This is a genomic window from Rhodanobacter lindaniclasticus (genome assembly GCF_004799035.1).
GTDB classification, from domain to species: domain Bacteria; phylum Pseudomonadota; class Gammaproteobacteria; order Xanthomonadales; family Rhodanobacteraceae; genus Rhodanobacter; species Rhodanobacter lindaniclasticus.
Map to the genome: position 1 here is coordinate 87,449 of NZ_MWIO01000032.1, position 16,202 is coordinate 103,650.

At 67.9% G+C, this 16,202-nt stretch carries 15 protein-coding genes; 13 read left to right on the forward strand and 2 right to left on the reverse strand.

Annotated features, from left to right (window positions below; genetic code table 11):
* Positions 1 to 10 precede the first annotated feature (10 nt).
* Both B1991_RS12530 and B1991_RS12535 read left to right on the forward strand, forming a co-directional pair.
* A complete protein-coding gene (locus B1991_RS12530) occupies positions 11 to 211 on the forward strand; it encodes a SlyX family protein (protein WP_425466686.1) in 201 nt (66 codons plus the stop codon).
* A 38-nt stretch (positions 212 to 249) separates the two neighbouring features.
* Positions 250 to 786, forward strand: coding sequence for a DUF2058 domain-containing protein (locus B1991_RS12535; protein ID WP_136259011.1), 537 nt, complete (start codon positions 250 to 252; stop codon positions 784 to 786).
* Between the two features lie 67 nt (positions 787 to 853).
* Here the strand turns inward: B1991_RS12535 and B1991_RS12540 are convergent, their stop codons facing one another.
* Positions 854 to 2,911, reverse strand: coding sequence for a 3-hydroxyacyl-CoA dehydrogenase NAD-binding domain-containing protein (locus tag B1991_RS12540; protein ID WP_136259012.1), 2,058 nt, complete (start codon positions 2,909 to 2,911; stop codon positions 854 to 856).
* 285 nt (positions 2,912 to 3,196) lie between these two features.
* Between B1991_RS12540 and B1991_RS12545 the strand changes: the two genes are divergently transcribed.
* From B1991_RS12545 to recO, 11 genes are all read left to right on the forward strand, one after another.
* Positions 3,197 to 3,691: a hypothetical protein gene (locus B1991_RS12545; protein ID WP_136259013.1), complete on the forward strand. Its 495-nt coding sequence runs from the start codon at positions 3,197 to 3,199 to the stop codon at positions 3,689 to 3,691.
* Between the two features lie 10 nt (positions 3,692 to 3,701).
* A complete protein-coding gene (locus tag B1991_RS12550) occupies positions 3,702 to 6,257 on the forward strand; it encodes a putative bifunctional diguanylate cyclase/phosphodiesterase (RefSeq protein WP_136259014.1) in 2,556 nt (851 codons plus the stop codon).
* Positions 6,258 to 6,553: 296 nt separating this feature from the next.
* Positions 6,554 to 7,147, forward strand: a complete 594-nt coding sequence (gene rpoE / locus B1991_RS12555; protein ID WP_210772127.1) for an RNA polymerase sigma factor RpoE — start codon at positions 6,554 to 6,556, stop codon at positions 7,145 to 7,147.
* Positions 7,144 to 7,812: a sigma-E factor negative regulatory protein gene (locus tag B1991_RS12560; protein ID WP_136259015.1), complete on the forward strand. Its 669-nt coding sequence runs from the start codon at positions 7,144 to 7,146 to the stop codon at positions 7,810 to 7,812. The genes rpoE and B1991_RS12560 overlap by 4 nt, the downstream gene beginning before the upstream one ends.
* Before the next feature lie 165 nt (positions 7,813 to 7,977).
* The gene (locus tag B1991_RS12565) at positions 7,978 to 9,441 is read left to right on the forward strand and encodes a Do family serine endopeptidase (RefSeq protein ID WP_136259016.1); all 1,464 of its coding nucleotides are present in this window, start codon (positions 7,978 to 7,980) and stop codon (positions 9,439 to 9,441) included.
* Positions 9,442 to 9,617: 176 nt separating this feature from the next.
* On the forward strand, positions 9,618 to 11,411 hold the full coding sequence (gene lepA / locus B1991_RS12570) for a translation elongation factor 4 (protein ID WP_136259017.1): 1,794 nt from the start codon (positions 9,618 to 9,620) through the stop codon (positions 11,409 to 11,411).
* A gap of 102 nt (positions 11,412 to 11,513) precedes the next feature.
* On the forward strand, positions 11,514 to 12,404 hold the full coding sequence (gene lepB / locus B1991_RS12575; RefSeq protein ID WP_136259018.1) for a signal peptidase I: 891 nt from the start codon (positions 11,514 to 11,516) through the stop codon (positions 12,402 to 12,404).
* Positions 12,405 to 12,575: 171 nt separating this feature from the next.
* Entirely contained in the window at positions 12,576 to 12,959 is a 384-nt protein-coding gene (locus B1991_RS12580) for a DUF4845 domain-containing protein (protein ID WP_136259019.1), read from the forward strand.
* 3 nt (positions 12,960 to 12,962) lie between these two features.
* Complete coding sequence (gene rnc, locus B1991_RS12585) at positions 12,963 to 13,622, forward strand: ribonuclease III (RefSeq protein WP_136259020.1); 660 nt, start codon at positions 12,963 to 12,965, stop codon at positions 13,620 to 13,622.
* An 81-nt stretch (positions 13,623 to 13,703) separates the two neighbouring features.
* Entirely contained in the window at positions 13,704 to 14,636 is a 933-nt protein-coding gene (gene era, locus B1991_RS12590) for a GTPase Era (protein WP_136259021.1), read from the forward strand.
* A gap of 87 nt (positions 14,637 to 14,723) precedes the next feature.
* On the forward strand, positions 14,724 to 15,458 hold the full coding sequence (gene recO, locus B1991_RS12595; RefSeq protein WP_136259022.1) for a DNA repair protein RecO: 735 nt from the start codon (positions 14,724 to 14,726) through the stop codon (positions 15,456 to 15,458).
* A gap of 6 nt (positions 15,459 to 15,464) precedes the next feature.
* Here the strand turns inward: recO and B1991_RS12600 are convergent, their stop codons facing one another.
* Positions 15,465 to 16,199, reverse strand: a complete 735-nt coding sequence (locus tag B1991_RS12600) for a response regulator (RefSeq protein ID WP_246031158.1) — start codon at positions 16,197 to 16,199, stop codon at positions 15,465 to 15,467.
* Between the last annotated feature and the right edge of the window lie 3 nt (positions 16,200 to 16,202).

Below are 16,202 nucleotides of genomic sequence, written 5' to 3' on the forward strand. Positions count from 1 at the left end.
CGAGGCGGTCATGCGGCGGCTGGACGAGATGGAAGTCAAGCTGACCTTCGTCGACGATGCCGTGCAGGCGTTGACCACGGCGGACGCCGATCAGTCGCAGCGCCTCGCCGCCCTGGAACGCGCCCTGCGCGACCTGCGTGGCGAGATCGCCTCCATGCGCGTGGCGCAGGGCAGCGATCCCCACGATGAACCGCCACCGCCGCATTACTGAGACCGGCCCGCCCGGGCCCACAGCCACGGAACACTCGCATGGCCGAATCCCTGCGCGACCAGCTGCTCAAGAGCGGCATCGTCAAGAAGGTGCAACCTGACCGCGGCCGCGAACCGAAGCGTCCCGCCGGCAAACCGCCGGCAGCACCGGCGCGGTCGCGAACCGCACAGGAGATCGACCTGGCCAAGGCCTACGCGTTGCGCGGCCAGGCCGAAGCGCGCGAGCGCAAGCAGGCCGAGCGGGAGGCCGCCGAACAGGCCCGATTGCGGCGCGAGCGCAAGCTGCGCATCCAGCAACTGCTGGACGGCAAGGCGTTGAACAAGGCCGATGCCGACCTGGTGCGCAACTTCGAGTACGCCGGCAAGATTCGCCGCATCCATGTCGATGCGGCGCAGCTGGCGGCGCTCAACGCCGGCGAACTGGGTGTGGTGCAGCATGCCGGTCGCTACCTGCTGGTGGGCCGCGACACGGCCGAGCAGCTGCGCGAGCTGGACGCCAATCACGTCGCCTTGCTGGTGGCGCCGGGCGGCGCCGGCATGGATGACGATGGCGTACCCCACGACCTGATGTGGTAGTCCCGGGGCAGGGCGGGCATCGCCCGCCTCACTGCGGAAGCAGGGCGGACATTGCCCGCCGCGTGATTCAGCGATCCGTCGTCTGCGTCAACGCTGGATGGTCCCAGCCATGCCTGGGCTTGAAACGCTCGCCGTAGCGACGGGCCAGTTGCTCCAGCTTCGCCTTCAGCGTGTCGACGCCTTCGCTGCGCACGTACTGGACCGGGCCGCCGCGGAAAGGTGCGAAGCCGGTACCGAAGATCACGCCGGCATCCAGCAGGTCCGCGTCGTCGACCACGCCGTCGGCCAGGCAGGCCACCGCCTCGTTGACCATCGACAGGATCATCCGATCCTGCAGATCCGGCGGCGTCACGTAGTCGTTGTCCACCTCGGGTTTCTGCGGCTTGCCGTCCTGCCACACATACAGGCCCTGGCCGTCCTTCTTGCCGCGCTTGCCCGCGGCCACGTGTTCGTCCACGCCGGGCGGCAGCTCCAGGCCGAGGAAGGGCGCGAGCTCCTTGCCCACCGAAGCGCAGACGTCGAGGCCAACCGTGTCGGCCAGCTCGATCGGCCCCATCGGCATGCCGAACTTCTTCGCTTCGCGATCGAGCACCGTGCCGGGTACGCCCTCGCTGTACAGCCGCATGGCCTCGAGCAGGTACGGCATCAGGATGCGGTTGACCAGGAAGCCCGGCGTACCCTTGACCGCGACCGGCAGCTTGCCGATCGCCTTGCAGAACGCCAATGCGCGTTTCTCGATGGCCGGATCGAGCCGGTCGTGGCGCACGACTTCCACCAGCGGCATTTGCGCCACCGGGTTGAAGAAATGCAGGCCGACGAAATGCGCCGGACGGGTAAGCTTGCCGCGCAGTTCGTCCAGCGGAATGCTGGAGGTGTTGCTGGCCAGGATCGCCCCCTCCTTGAGCTGCGGTTCGACGGTGGCGTACAGCGCCTCCTTCGCCTCGGCGTTCTCGTAGATCGCCTCGATCGCCAGATCCGCCTGGGCGACACCCTTGCCGTCGACGTCCGCGCGCAGCCGCTGCACCGTCGCGTCGATCTTCTCCGGGGTCTTGAGCTTCTTCTCGTACAGCTTGCGGGCACGATCCAGCGCCGGCTGGATGTACTTCATCTCGCGGTCCTGCAGGGTCACGTCCATGCCTTTCAGCGCTGCCCAGGCGGCGATGTCGCCACCCATCACGCCGGCGCCCACCACGTGCACGCGGTTGATGGCCGCGTCGACGCCGCCGCCCTGGCCCTTCAGCCGCTCCTGCAGGAAGAAGATGCGGATCAGGTTCTGCGCGGTCGCCGTCTGCGCCAGCCGCGCCACCGAGTCGGCCTCGATTTTCAGGCGCTGGCCGATGTCGCTGCCGCCGCGCTTCCACACGTCGATCAGGGCAAAAGGTGCCGGGTAGTGCTCACGCCGAACCTTGGCTGCCGTCTGCTTGACCATGATCGGCGCCAGGATCTGTCGCCCCAGCCAGCTGTTGCTGGCCCATGCCTTGGCGCGGTGCATGAACGGCCGCGACGGTGCACGCCGCAGCAGCAGGCGCGCCTCGGCCAGCAGCTCCTGCGGGCGCGCCAGGTGGTCAACCACGCCCAGCGCGAGCGCGCGCCGTGCCGAGAGCGGCTTGCCGGTGAGCATCACCGGCATCGCCTCCGCGGCGCCGATCAGGCGCGGCAGGCGGGCCGTGCCGCCCCAGCCGGGATGGATGCCGAGCATCACCTCGGGCAGGGCGATGCGGGTGGTGTCGTCGTCGGCCGCCACGCGCAGGCGGCAGGCCAGGATCAACTCGGTGCCGCCGCCCATGCAGGCGCCGTGCACCGCGGCGACGGTGGGGCAGGCCAGCCGGGCGAGCGCTTCATACACGCGCTGGCCGTGCTCGATGTTTTCGCGCACGGTATCCTGTTGCGCATACTCCACGAATTCGCGGATGTCCGCGCCCACCGCAAAACCCGCGGGCTTGCCCGAATGGATGATGACGCCGGCGGGCATGTCGATCATCAGCCGCTCGACGATCTGCTCCAGTTCGTCCAGCACGGCACGATTGATCGCATTGACGCTGCTGCCGGCGCGGTCGAGCGTCAGCGTCACCAAACCGTCGTCCTCGCGGGTCTGCCAGTGGTTGAATCGCAATCCTTCGAACATGGGGATCGGCACATGGTGGAGGAGGCCTGAACCATACCGTTCCGTGGTCGCGATTGCGAGATGTGACGCGTGCGCTTGACCCGCCGGTGACACCGGTGTGAAATCGGGCCGTTGCGGACGGTATCCGCCGAACCAGTCGCGTGCGCGGGCGCTCCCGAGCGGGTCTCGCGGGTGCGATTGGCTACCTGGACCGGGTCGACGAGGGTCGATCGGTTCCCGGCTACTCGAACGGTATCCGCGTCGGCCGCGGATCCGGATTCAGCACCTGCCGCAGGACAAAACCAGATGACCATCGCCATGGCCTCCGCCGTACCCCAGCCTGGCGCCGAGATCTTCGAGCGTATCCTGACCGCGCCCAGCGGTCTGGTAGTGCTGCAGAGCAAGGATGCCGAGGCCCTGATCGAGCAGGTGCGCGTGCTGGCCCGTCACAGTGGGCAGGCGGTATACCTGTGGCAGCCCGACACCGGACTGGGCAGCCTGCGCGAGGCTCATGCCCGCGTACCGGACTGCGAGCGGCTCGGCAATGCGCTGCGCTACATGCAGCAAAGCATGCATTTCGGCGTTTACTTCGTGCGTGGCGTGGAACTGCCTTTGTCGGCGGTGGACGCGGCGCTGCTGCGGCAGCTGGCGCGCGCTCCCAAGGGACACCTGCGGCGGGTCGTCCTGGTCGACGCACCACCGGCATTGGCCGCCCACCTCGGCGACCTGGCCGCGCAGGTCAGCACCGAAGACGGCAAGCCGCGCCAGCTGCGCCTGCGCGATGGTCGCTGGCTCGCATGAGGCCGTCCGCATGAATGCCGGCATCCTGCTGGTGGCCGCCCAGCGCGACCTGCGCCGGTCGCTGTTCGACGCGCTCGACCGTGCCGGCTACGCGCGGCTTCATTCCGCGCGCGACATCTCACACGCGGCGATCCTGCTGGAGGGCAACGCCGCGCAGGAACCCCTGCAACTGATGGTGATCGTGCTGGAGGGTGACGAGGCCGAGGCCTGCGCCGCCTGCGAGCAAGTGCGCCGGCTGCCGGGTGCCGCCGAAGCGCCGTTGATCGCGGTGCTGGCCGATGGCGCATCGTGCAGCCCGGCGGACCTGCCGCCGGGGATCGCCGACTGGCTCTGCGCCGGCCAGATTGCCACCGAACTGGTGGCGCGTTGGCAGCGGCTGCCGGTCGCGGCGGGCACCGGCGCCGTGCCGGCGGCGTGGGGGGCGGCAAGCGATTGGCGCTGTGCCTTCGAGGAGGGCGGCGGCGAATGGCTGATGGCCGACGTGCAGAGCGGGCGTCTGCTCGAAGTCAGCCCCGGAGTGATCCGGCACAGTCGTCTGCCGGCCAGCGAATGGGCCGGGCTGACCCTGGCCGAGGCGGTGCAGTTCAGCGGCGACAGCTCCACCGACATCTTCGCCGAGGCGGATCGGCTCTGGCATCCGGCCCGGCGCAAGTCCTCGCTGGGTTACGACACCGGCCAGGTCAACGTGCGACGCGTCGAGCACGGCGGCAGCGATGCCCTGGCCCTGCAGTTTCGCAGCGACCGCGCCGATCTTCGGCCGGAGGCGGCGCTGTCGTTGCTGTCGCGGCTGTTCGCCTCCGGCAGTGGCGTGGATGCGCAATCCGCCGGCGCGCAGTTGCTGTTCGACGAGCTGGCGCTGGATTACCTCGCGGTGTGGTCGGTGCGGCCGGAGACGGCCGATGCGCCCACCCAGATCCTGCAGCTGTGCCGCGAGGAACACGCGCAGTGGCCGGCCGGTTACCTGCAGAGTTCGCTGCAACTGGTGCTGGGCGGGCAGGCGATGCGCTACCAGTCCGACGCCGGCAAACTGGCCGCGGTCGATCCGTTGCTGCAGCAACTGGACCTGGCCGGCTTCGTGGGCCTGCCACTGTACGACGAGCGGCACAGCGTGCTGGGCGCCTTGCTGGCCGGCAGCCGGCGCGGCTTTGCCGAGATGGCGGTGGTCGAGCCGGTGCTGCGCTGCGCGGCGGCGCGTTTCGCCCGCACGCTGGAACTGCAGCGAACCCGCGAACAGGGCCGCGCCGAGGGCCTGGTCGATGCCCTGACCGGCCTGCCGAACCGGCTGCTGTTCAACGACCGGCTGGAGGCGATCCTGCGCGAGGCGGTTCGCAATGGCGAGTGTTTTGCCCTGCTGTTCGTCGACCTGGACCGGTTCAAGGCCATCAACGACACCTACGGCCACGCCACCGGTGACCAGGTGCTGCGCACGGTCACCCAGCGATTGCGCGGCAGCATTCGAGCCTCCGACACGGTGGCGCGCTATGCCGGCGACGAGTTCACCATCGTGCTGCGTCACATCGTCAAGAACGACGACGTGTTGCGCGTGGCCGAGAAGATCGTGCAGGTGATGGAGTCGCCGATCTTCCTGGAAGACGACATCGAGTTGCAGGTCACCGTGTCGATGGGCGTGAGCTTCTTCCCTGACGACGCCAACGACGCCGAGACCCTGCTCAAGCACGCGGACGAGGCGATGTATTCGGCCAAGCACCTGGGTCGCAACAACTTCCAGATCTACGAGGTCAGCCCCGAATACGCCCGCGAACACGGCATGGCGTTGAAGACGCGCTTGCGCCATGCCGAAGGCAACGGCGAGTTGCGCGTGGTCTACCAGCCCCAGGTCAATGCCGAGACCGAGGATATCGTGGGCATGGAGGCGCTGGTGCGCTGGGAGCACCCCGAGCTGGGCATGATCAGCCCCGCCGTGTTCATTCCGCTGGCCGAGGAGACCGGACTGATCGTGTCGATCGGCGAATGGGTGATGCACACCGCCTGCCGGCAGGCGCGCGAGTGGGAGCAGCGCTACGGCCTGCGCCTGCGCCTGGGTGTCAACCTGTCGGCCGTGCAACTGATGGAGCCGCAGTTGCTGGAGATGGTGGCGCGTGCGCTGCGCGAGACCGGGCTCGATCCCACCCTGCTGGAAATGGAGATCACCGAGAGCATCAGCATCAAGGCGGCGCCTAACCTGGTGGAGAACCTCAACGCGCTGCACCGGCTCGGCTGCCACATCGCGATCGACGATTTCGGCACCGGTGCCGCCTCGCTGGACTACCTGCGCCGGCTGCCCGCCGATCGCATCAAGGTGGACCAGAGCTTCGTGCGAAACATCGGCGTGGACCCGGACGACGAGGCGATCGTGCGGGCCACCATCGAGATGGCCCACCGGCTGAACCGTGCGGTGGTGGCCGAGGGCGTGGAGACGGAGCAGCACCTGCAGTTCCTGCGTGACCACCATTGCGACGAGCTGCAGGGCTACCTGTTCTGCCGGCCGTTGCAGCCGATCAGTTTCGAGAAGATGCTGGCCGAGCGCCAGCGCCTGCTCGAGGTACGGCAGGCCGAACCGGCTTGAGCGGGGCCCGGGCGGCCCCATAACGAATCACGAAGCCACCCTTCAATAAACTGAACTTGAATCGGCGCTCGCGGTCTCAGAGGCTGCAAAAAAGCAGCCTCCGGGGCCGGCCATGGACGGCCGGACGCAAATCCGGCGCGCAAGTGCCGGATTTGCATGGGTGGGCACCGCCCTGCCGGGCCCGCGACGGGGAGAAACCGCAGGAAGCGCCTTCTTCACCCCGGACATGCAGCGCCGGCTCAGCTCACCCCAGGCACCCTCAGCGGATGACAGCATTGACGATGGACACGGCCCGCATGGGCGAAAACGAACTGGACCGTGCGCTGGTCGAGCGGGTCCAGCAGGGGGACAAGCGCGCGTTCGACCTGCTCGTGCGCAAGTACCAGCACAAGCTGATCGGGCTGATCTCCCGCTACGTGCGCAGCCACGCCGAGTGCGAGGACATCGCGCAGGAGTCCTTCATCCGCGCCTGGCGCGCGATCGGCTCGTTCCGCGGCGACAGCGCGTTCTATACCTGGCTGTACAAGATCGCGGTCAACACGGCCAAGAACCACCTGGTCGCAATGGGCCGGCGTCCGCCATCCGGCGACGTCGACGCGGACGATGCCGAGTTCATGGCCGGCGCCGAGCGCATGCACGACAGCGCCACCCCCGAGCACGAGCTGATGCGTCAGGAAATTGAACAATCGGTGTTTTCCACTGTCCAAGCCCTGCCCGAGGAACTGCGGACCGCCATCACCCTGCGTGAAGTGGACGGCCTCAGTTACGATGAAATCGCCGAAGCGATGGGCTGTCCGATCGGTACGGTGCGTTCGCGTATCTTCCGGGCGCGCGAGGCAATCGATGAAAAGCTGCGGCCGCTGCTGTCTGGCCGCGAGGATCCGACATGAACCAGGCACAGACCCACCAGGACGCTCGCGAGAATCTCTCGGCCAGCATGGACGGCGAGCTTCCGGTCGAGCAGTTGCGTTTCCTGCTGCGCCGACTCGATCACGACGATGCGTTGCGCCAGGCCTGGTCGGGCTACCACTTCGCCCGAGACGGCCTGCGCCGCGAGATCTCCGTGCGCGCCTCCGCCGGATTCGCCGCGCGGGTGATGCAGGCGATCGAGCAGGAGACGGTCGCCGCCACCACGCCGTCGCGACGCCACGCCTGGCTGCGCTGGTCGGGCGGCGGCATGATCGCCGCCAGCGTTGCGGCGGCGGCGTTGATGATCAGTCAGCCCGCGGGCGACCCCGGGCGCCTGAATTCCGCTTCCGTCACGGGAAGCGGCGAGGTAGCCCTTTCCACGCCGGCGAGCACGCCGGTGGCGCCGCCTTCGGTGCCGCCGTGGCTCAGCGGCAATGCGGCGGGTCTGCTCAGCCAGCAGGCTTCGGCCACCCTGGGTGCCCTGGACGATGGCCAGTCGCGCGACGCGCGACGGTTGTCGGCGTACCCGGCGATGCACCGTTACCGCACCCTGGACAACAACGACGGCAGCTACCTGCTGCTGCTCGATCCCGCGCCGCCCGGTACGCCGGATGCCGCGCGCCAGGCCGGTGCCGGCCGGCGCTGAGATTCGCGGGTCGGTGAAGCTGGGCGGCAAACCCTGTTGATCGGATGTCCGACGGCGCCATGCGCCGGGGACGTCGCGCGGCCGTCCGGCCGCAACGAGACAGCGTTGCCGCGCCATGAGTGATGGCCGGTTCGCGCCGGTTGCAGTTCAACCCAAGGAGGAGCCATGAATCCATCCATCTTGCGCACCTTGGCCTGTTGCGCCCTGCTGGGCCTGGCCGGGGTCGGCACCGTGCAGGCCCAGCCGGCCACTGTTGCGGCGCTGCCGGATTTCACCGGCATCGTGCAGCAGAACGCACCCGCCGTGGTGCACGTGGAGGCGAAGTACACCGGTGAGCCGGATCGTTCGATGCGCATGCAGGGCCGGATGGCGCCGGGCATGCCCAACGATCCGGGCGCCGAGATGCTGCGACGCTTCTTCGGCATGCCGATGATGCCTTCGCCCGAGGAGCAGCGGCATACCTCGCTGGGTTCGGGCTTCATCATTTCCAGCGACGGCTACATCCTCACCAACAACCACGTGGTCGACCATGCCGACAAGGTCACCGTGCGGCTGCAGGATCGCCGCACGCTGACCGCCAAGGTGGTCGGCACCGATCCGACGTATGACATCGCCCTGCTCAAGGTCGATGCCGGCGGCGCGCTGCCGGCGGTGATCATCGGCAATTCGCGCAGCCTGAAGCCGGGTCAGTGGGTGCTGGCGATCGGTTCGCCGTTCGGCTTCGACTACACCGTGACCCAGGGCATCGTCAGCGCGGTGGGCCGCAACCTGGGCCAGCGCGACCAGCCGTACACCTCCTTCATCCAGACCGACGTGCCGATCAACCGCGGCAACTCCGGCGGTCCGCTGTTCGACCTGCAGGGCCGGGTGGTCGGCATCAATTCGCAGATCTATTCCAATACCGGCGACTATCTCGGCGTGTCGTTCTCGATCCCGATCGACGTGGCGATGAACGCGGTGCAGCAGCTCAAGACCAAGGGCTACGTCTCGCGCGGCCTGCTCGGCGTGACCGTGCAGCCGGTCAGCGACGACATCGTCAAGGCGTTCAAGCTGGACAACGGCGTCGGCGCGGCCGTGGTCGACGTGGACCCCGACAGCGGCGCGGGCAAGGCCGGCATCCAGGCCGGCGACATCATCCTGGCCTACGACAACCACGACCTGCACCAGGCCGCCGATCTGCCGCCGCTGGTCGGCATGACCAAGCCCGGCAGCAAGGTGCCGGTGGAAATCCTGCGCAACGGCAAGAAGCAGACCGTGCAGGTGACCATCGGCGAGGCCAAGCGTGACGGCAACGCGGTGGACAACCGCAGCGCCGGTTCGCCCGCGGCGCGCAGCGGTTCGGCCGCGCTGGGGCTGAGCGTGCAATCGCTGGACAACGACACCCGCAAGCAGCTCGGACTGAAGGACGGGCAGGGTGTGGTGATCGATGACATCACCGGTCCGGTGGCGGCGCAGTCGGGGCTGCGCGCCGGCGACGTGATCCTGATGGTCAACCAGCGCAAGATCGGCAGCGTGGCCGAGTTCGAGGCGGCGACCAAGGACGTCAAGGCGGGCAGCACGGTCTTGCTGCTGGTACGCCGTGGCGACCAGAGTCAGTTCATCGGCCTGACCGTTCCGGACGGGAAGTAGCCGGACCCCGCCCAGCAAGGGTGCCGCCCGTCGCGGGGCGGCACCGATCCCCTCGCGGATGCCTGCCGGACGGGTGTTCCATGCGATAATGCGGGGTTGGCGTCGCCTCGGGGCGGCGCGTCGTCATGCATGGTGCGTGGCGGCGGACCCCACGACCGAAAGGCCGCTCGCGCTCCATGGAATTGATCCGCAACTTCTCCATCATTGCCCACATCGATCACGGCAAGTCCACGCTGGCCGACCGCATCATCCAGATCTGCGGCGGTCTGGCTGACCGCGAGATGGAAGCCCAGGTGCTGGACAACAATCCGATCGAGCGCGAGCGCGGCATCACCATCAAGGCACAGTCGGTGTCGCTGCCGTACACCGCGCGCGACGGCAAGACCTACCAGCTCAACTTCATCGACACGCCAGGCCACGTGGATTTCTCCTACGAGGTGAGCCGCTCGCTGGCTGCGTGCGAAGGCGCGTTGCTGGTAGTAGACGCGGCGCAGGGCGTGGAAGCCCAGTCCGTGGCCAACTGCTACACCGCGGTCGAGATGGGCCTGGAAGTGGTGCCGGTACTCAACAAGATCGACCTGCCTACCGCCGACGTCGAGAAGGTGAAAGGCGAGATCGAGGCGGTGATCGGCATCGATGCCACCGACGCGGTGGCGATCAGCGCCAAGACCGGACTCAACGTGGTCGAGGTGCTGGAAGCCATCGTGGCGCGCATCCCGCCGCCCAGGCCACGCGACACCGACCGCCTGCAGGCGCTGATCATCGACTCGTGGTTCGACAACTACCTGGGCGTGATCTCGCTGGTGCGCGTCATGCAGGGCGAGATCAAGCCCGGCGACAAGTTGCTGGTGATGTCGACCGGGCGTAGCCACGAGGTCGACGACGTTGGCGTCTTCACGCCCAAGCGCAAGAAGCTGGACAAGCTCTCCGCCGGTGAAGTGGGCTGGATCAACGCCTCGATCAAGGACGTGCACGGCGCGCCGGTGGGCGACACGCTGACCCACGCGGGCAAGCCGGCCGCGGCGCCGCTGCCCGGCTTCCAGACCATGCAGCCGCGCGTGTTCGCCGGCCTGTTCCCGGTGTCGTCGGACGACTTTCCGGCGATGCGCGAGGCGCTGGACAAGCTGCGCCTCAATGATGCCGCGCTGTTCTTCGAGCCGGAATCCTCCGAGGCGATGGGCTTCGGCTTCCGCTGCGGCTTCCTCGGCATGCTGCACATGGAAATCGTGCAGGAGCGGCTGGAGCGCGAATACGACCTGAACCTGATCACCACCGCGCCCACGGTGGTCTACGAGGTGCTGCTCAGCGACGGTTCCATCCTGCAACTGGACAACCCGGCCAAGCTGCCGACCAACTCCAGCCTGATCCAGGAAATCCGCGAGCCGATCATCGTGGCCAACATCCTCACCCCGCCGGACTACATCGGCAGCGTGATCAAGCTGTGCGAGGAGAAGCGCGGCGTGCAGCGCTCGATCCAGTACCTGGCCACCCAGGTGCAGATCAGCTACGAGATGCCGCTGGCCGAGGTGGTGATGGATTTCTTCGACCGGCTGAAGTCCGTTTCGCGCGGCTACGCCTCGATGGATTACCACTTCGACCGCTTCGAGGCCGGCCCGTTCGTGCGCACCGACGTGCTGATCAACGGCGAGCGCGTCGACGCGCTGAGCCTGATCGTGCATCGCAGCCATGCCGACCGCCGCGGTCGCGAACTGGTCGAGCGCATGAAGGACCTGATCCCGCGCCAGCAGTTCGACGTGGCCATCCAGGCCGCGATTGGCGCGCAGATCATCGCCCGCTCGACGGTGAAGGCGCTGCGCAAGAATGTGCTGGCCAAGTGTTACGGTGGCGACGTCAGCCGCAAGAAGAAGCTGCTGGAGAAACAGAAGGAAGGCAAGAAGCGCATGAAGCAGGTCGGGCGGGTCGAGATCCCCCAGGAAGCCTTCCTCGCCGTGTTGAAAGTGGACAAATAGCCGGGGTGGGGCATTGGGGATTCGGGATACGGAGCAACGGCGCGCCTGCCGTCCGGATCACGGATCCCGAATCCCGAATCCCGAATCCCGTAAGGAGCTCCCATGGAATTTGATTTTGCCGCGATCCTGCTTGGCCTCACCGTGCTGTTCGGCGTGGTGTGGGGGCTGGATCGTCTGTTCCTGTACAAGAAGCGCAAGGCGCGGCTGGACGCGGCCGGCGAGGAGTACCGCGACCCGATGCCGGTGGACTGGGCGCGCTCGTTGTTCCCGGTGGTGCTGGTGGTGCTGCTGCTGCGCTCGTTCGTGGCCGAGCCGTTCCGCATCCCGTCCGGTTCGATGATGCCGACGCTGGACGTGGGCGATTTCATCCTGGTCAACAAGTTCGCCTACGGCCTGCGCCTGCCGGCGTTCAACAACAAGATCCTCGATCTGGGCGAACCGCAGCGCGGCGACGTGGTGGTGTTCCGCTGGCCCGGGTTCACCTGCCATCGCGACGACGGCACGGTGGTGCACGGCGGCAATGCGGACTGCAGCGTGCCGGTGCCGAACCAGAACTGGATCAAGCGCGTGATCGGCCTGCCGGGCGACACCATCCAGGTCCGCGACAGCGAGATCGTGATCAACGGCAAGCCGGTGCCGGCCGAGAAGATCGGTCCGTTCACCGGCAACCACGCCCGCCCGGCGGACGAGGAACTGCTCGCCTACGGCGCCACCATCTGGAAGGAGCACCTGGGCAAGGTGACCCATCTGATCGCGCGCATGCCCGACCGCATGCCCACGCCGCCAGTGCCCAACGCGAACATGCCCGCGGTGGTGCCCGACAACTGCTACCTGGTGATGGGCGACGACCGCGAGAACAGCGAGGACAGCCGCTGGTGGGGCTGCATGCCGGAGCAGAACCTGGCCGGCAAGGCGTTCCTGATCTGGATGAGCTGGAAAGGCTGGGGCACCGGCGGCGTGGATTTCTCGCGCATCGGCACGGTCATCCACTGAGCGCCATGTCTGGTGGCCAAAACGTGACGCGGTCGCGTGCGGCCGCTCCCGCCTGTGACCAACTAGTGCGAGAATCCGCAGGCATGAGCGGCGTGCCGGTTTCCGGTCGCGCTGCGCTGGCTGGCTTGTCATCCACAGATCGACCGCCCACGGCGGCATAGCGAGGGGACTATGAAATCGAAACAGTCGGGCATCACCCTGATCGGCTTCCTGCTCATCATCGTGGTGGTGGGTTTCTTCGCCTACATGGCAATGAAGTTGCTGCCGTCGTACTCCGAGTACATGGGTGTGACCAAGGCGATGAACCAGATCGCCACCGAGGGCACCAACGGCAAGTCGCTGGACGAGATCCGCCGCAACCTGATGTTCAAGCTCGGCTTCCAGTATGTCGATGACTCCACCATCAAGCCGTCCAACATCACCATCAAGCGCGACGCCGGCGGCGCCAGCCAGCTGCAGGTGGTCTACGACAAGCAGATCCCGTTCATGTACAACATCGACTTCCTGCTGCACTTCAGCAAGAGCGTGCAGTTGCAGGGCAATGTCGGCCAGTAAGCCTTGAAATTCCCTCATCGTTTTCGCGATCCGGCCTGGGCACAGCTGGCGCTGACCCACCGCAGCGCCGGCAAACCGAACAACGAGCGGCTGGAATTTCTCGGTGATGCGTTGCTGGGCGCAATCATCGCCGAACTGCTTTACGAGGTGCATCCCAAGGCCAGTGAAGGCGAGCTGTCGCGGCTGCGCGCGCAACTGGTCAACGGCAACGCGCTGGCTGTGGTGGCGCGCGAGCTGGAGCTGGGCGACGAGCTGAAGCTCGGCCCCGGCGAACTGAAGAGCGGCGGCTTCCGTCGCGATTCGATCCTCGCCGACGCGTTCGAGGCACTGGTGGCGGCGGTGTACGAGGATGCCGGTTTCGACCCCTGCCGCAGCCTCGTGCGGGACCTGTTCGGCGAGCGTGTCGCCGCGCTGCGGCGCTCGTCCAAGGACGCCAAGACCCGGTTGCAGGAACACCTGCAGTCCGGCGGCTGGCCGTTGCCGCAGTACGAACTGGTCGCCAGCCACGGCGAGGACCACGCCAAGACCTTCGACGTGACCTGCCGCATCACCGAACCGGTCGAGCTGGTGGCGGAAGCCACCGCCGGCAGCCGCCGCGCCGCCGAGCAGGACGCCGCCGAGACCGTGCTCGGCCAGTTGCTGGAACTGGCGCGCGAATCCTGAGCCGGCGCTGCGTCGCCGGTTCACCGTCCGCGCGCCTTCCACGCACTACACTTGCCCTCCGACTTGCCGAACCCCGCCCCCATGAACGACCCCCTCGATTTTGCCGATGGCAGCCTGCCGCATGAGGACTTCCGCTGCGGCACGGTGGCGCTGGCCGGCCGCCCGAACGTGGGCAAGTCCACCTTGCTCAATGCGCTGATCGGTTTTCGCCTTTCCATCATCAGCCCGCGCCCGCAGACCACGCGCCATCGCATTCTGGGCATCCATACCAGCGATGCCGGTCAGATCCTGTATGTCGACACGCCGGGCCTGCACCGCGGCGCCAAGCGCGCGATGAACCGCAGCCTCAATCGTGCCGCCCGCTCGGCGATCAGCGACGTGGACCTGGTGGTGCAGGTGATCGAAGCAGGGCGCTTCACCGACGAGGACGAGGCGCTGTACACCGCCCTGGTCGAGCAGTCGGCTCCGCGGCTGCTGGTGATCAACAAGGTCGACCTGAACAAGGACAAGACCGTGATGCTGCCGTTCGTCGCCGAGCTGACGCAGCACCATCATTACGATGAGATCCACTACGTCAGTGCGCTGAAGGGGCAGGGCCTGCAGGCGCTGGAGCAGGCCATCATCAAGCGCCTGCCGGTACGCGCGCCGCTCTACGGTGACGACGAGGTCACCGACCGCAGCGAACGCTTCCTGGCCGCCGAGATGGTGCGCGAACAGCTGATGCTGCGGCTGGACCAGGAGCTGCCGTACGCCACCACGGTGGAGATCGAGCAGTTCGAGGATCGCCCGGACGGTGTCGCCGAGGTCCACGCGGTGATCTGGGTCGAGCGCGCCGGCCAGAAAGCCATCGTGATCGGCCAGGGTGGCGCCCAGCTCAAGGCCATCGGCTCCGCCGCCCGTCGCCACATGGAGCGCATGTTCGAGCGCAAGGTGTTCCTGCGCCTGTGGGTCAAGGTGCGCGAAGGCTGGGCCGACGACGAGAACATGCTGAAGAAGTTCGGCTATACCGACTAGAGCGAGGAGCGAGAAACGAGGAGTGAGAAGTGAGAGGGATGGCAGCTGCCGCTCGCTTTCCGCCTTCTCCCACTCCTGATTTCCCCCATGCGCATCGACCAGCAACCTGCCTACGTCCTGCACGCGCGACCGTATCGCGAGACGTCCCTGCTGCTGGAGTGCCTGACCCGCGAGCATGGGCGGCTGGGCGTGGTGGCGCGGGGCGTGCGCGGGGAACGCGCGCGGTTGCGGCGCGCCCAGCTCGAACCGTTCCAGCCGCTGGCGCTGGGCCTGTTGCTGCGTGGCGAAATGGCCACGCTCACCGCCGTCGAAACGGTGGGCGCGCCGCAGCGGCTGGAAGGTGATGCAGCCCTGGCCGGCCTGTATCTCAACGAACTGGTGGTGCGCCTGACCGGGCGGCAGGATCCGCTGGGCACGCTGTTCGATGCCTATGCCACGGCGCTGGCCCGGCTGGCCACGGGCGGGTCGATCAGTTGGAGCCTGCGCCGCTTCGAACGCGACCTGCTGCAGGCCACCGGGTATGGCCTGCAGTTGCTGCACGAAGCCGACACCGGCGAGGCGGTCGAAGCGGACGCCTGGTACCGCTACGGGGCCGAGGAGGGCGCGCGGCGTTGTGGCGCCGACACGGCCCGCGCCCTGCGTGGTGACGATCTGCTGGCGCTGGCACACGACCGCATGCCCGACGCGCGCGGGCTCAAGGCACTGCGCGACCTGATGCGCGAAGTCATCCGCTTCCACCTGGGCGGCGGCGAGTTGCGCGCGTGGCGGGTGCTGTCGATGGCGGGATCGCGGCGCGCGGGACCGCATACGCCGTCGGCGTGAGCCGCGTCAGCCGTCCAGCGCCTGCAGCGTCGCACGCAACACGGCGTTGAAGCTCGCCAGCGCGGCGGGGGCGGGGCCCCGGGGCGAGAGTTGCTGTTGCAGTTGCATGGTCTGTTCGGCCAGGGCCGTGGCGCCGCAGAATCCGCACGAGGAGCGCAGCCGGTGCAGCCGCTCGGCGAACGCGACCGGATCGCCACGGAGTTGCTCCAGCTCGTGCTGCAACAGCGCGAGCTCCTCGCGCAGCAGCAGGCGCAGTGCGCGCATCGTGGTGGCATCGCCGCTGCTGGACAGCGCCGCGCCGTCATCCAGGACGGACGCCGACGGTTCGACCTGGACCAGCGCCAGCACATGGCGCAGATCGGTCAGCGTGCAGGGCTTGAGCAGGATGTCGCTGAAGCCCGCCGCCAGCAGGTCGCCGCGGTCGCTCGCGGCCAGCTCCGCGCTGGTCGCCACCGCCATGCTGTGCGCGGAGGCGGCATCGCCTTCGCCGCGCAACTGCTCCAGGACGTGCAGGGCGCCGCCGCCGGGCATGCGGCAATCGAGCAGCAACAGGTCGAACTTCCCGCCGCGGGCACGCTCCAGGGCATCCTCGCCGGAGCTCGCGGTCTCCACCGTGGCGCCCAGCGAGCGCAGCCCGTCGCCGAGGAAGCGGCAACTGCCGGGGTCGTCATCGGCGACCAGAACGTGAGGGCGGGGTGCCTGGCGGAGGGACGAACTGCAAGATTCCTGGCGCTCGCTCAAGAC

Bases quoted from the DNA above. Each gene is read 5' to 3' on its own strand.
- B1991_RS12565 (WP_136259016.1), top strand. From the start codon at position 7,978: ATGAATCCATCCATCTTGCGCACCTTGGCCTGTTGCGCCCTGCTGGGC.
- B1991_RS12550 (WP_136259014.1), top strand. From the start codon at position 3,702: ATGAATGCCGGCATCCTGCTGGTGGCCGCCCAGCGCGACCTGCGCCGG.
- B1991_RS12530 (WP_425466686.1), top strand. From the start codon at position 11: ATGCGGCGGCTGGACGAGATGGAAGTCAAGCTGACCTTCGTCGACGAT.
- era (WP_136259021.1), top strand. From the start codon at position 13,704: ATGAACGACCCCCTCGATTTTGCCGATGGCAGCCTGCCGCATGAGGAC.
- B1991_RS12545 (WP_136259013.1), top strand. From the start codon at position 3,197: ATGACCATCGCCATGGCCTCCGCCGTACCCCAGCCTGGCGCCGAGATC.
- B1991_RS12580 (WP_136259019.1), top strand. From the start codon at position 12,576: ATGAAATCGAAACAGTCGGGCATCACCCTGATCGGCTTCCTGCTCATC.
- rpoE (WP_210772127.1), top strand. From the start codon at position 6,554: ATGGGCGAAAACGAACTGGACCGTGCGCTGGTCGAGCGGGTCCAGCAG.
- lepB (WP_136259018.1), top strand. From the start codon at position 11,514: ATGGAATTTGATTTTGCCGCGATCCTGCTTGGCCTCACCGTGCTGTTC.
- B1991_RS12540 (WP_136259012.1), bottom strand. From the start codon at position 2,911: ATGTTCGAAGGATTGCGATTCAACCACTGGCAGACCCGCGAGGACGAC.
- B1991_RS12560 (WP_136259015.1), top strand. From the start codon at position 7,144: ATGAACCAGGCACAGACCCACCAGGACGCTCGCGAGAATCTCTCGGCC.
- B1991_RS12535 (WP_136259011.1), top strand. From the start codon at position 250: ATGGCCGAATCCCTGCGCGACCAGCTGCTCAAGAGCGGCATCGTCAAG.
- lepA (WP_136259017.1), top strand. From the start codon at position 9,618: ATGGAATTGATCCGCAACTTCTCCATCATTGCCCACATCGATCACGGC.
- recO (WP_136259022.1), top strand. From the start codon at position 14,724: ATGCGCATCGACCAGCAACCTGCCTACGTCCTGCACGCGCGACCGTAT.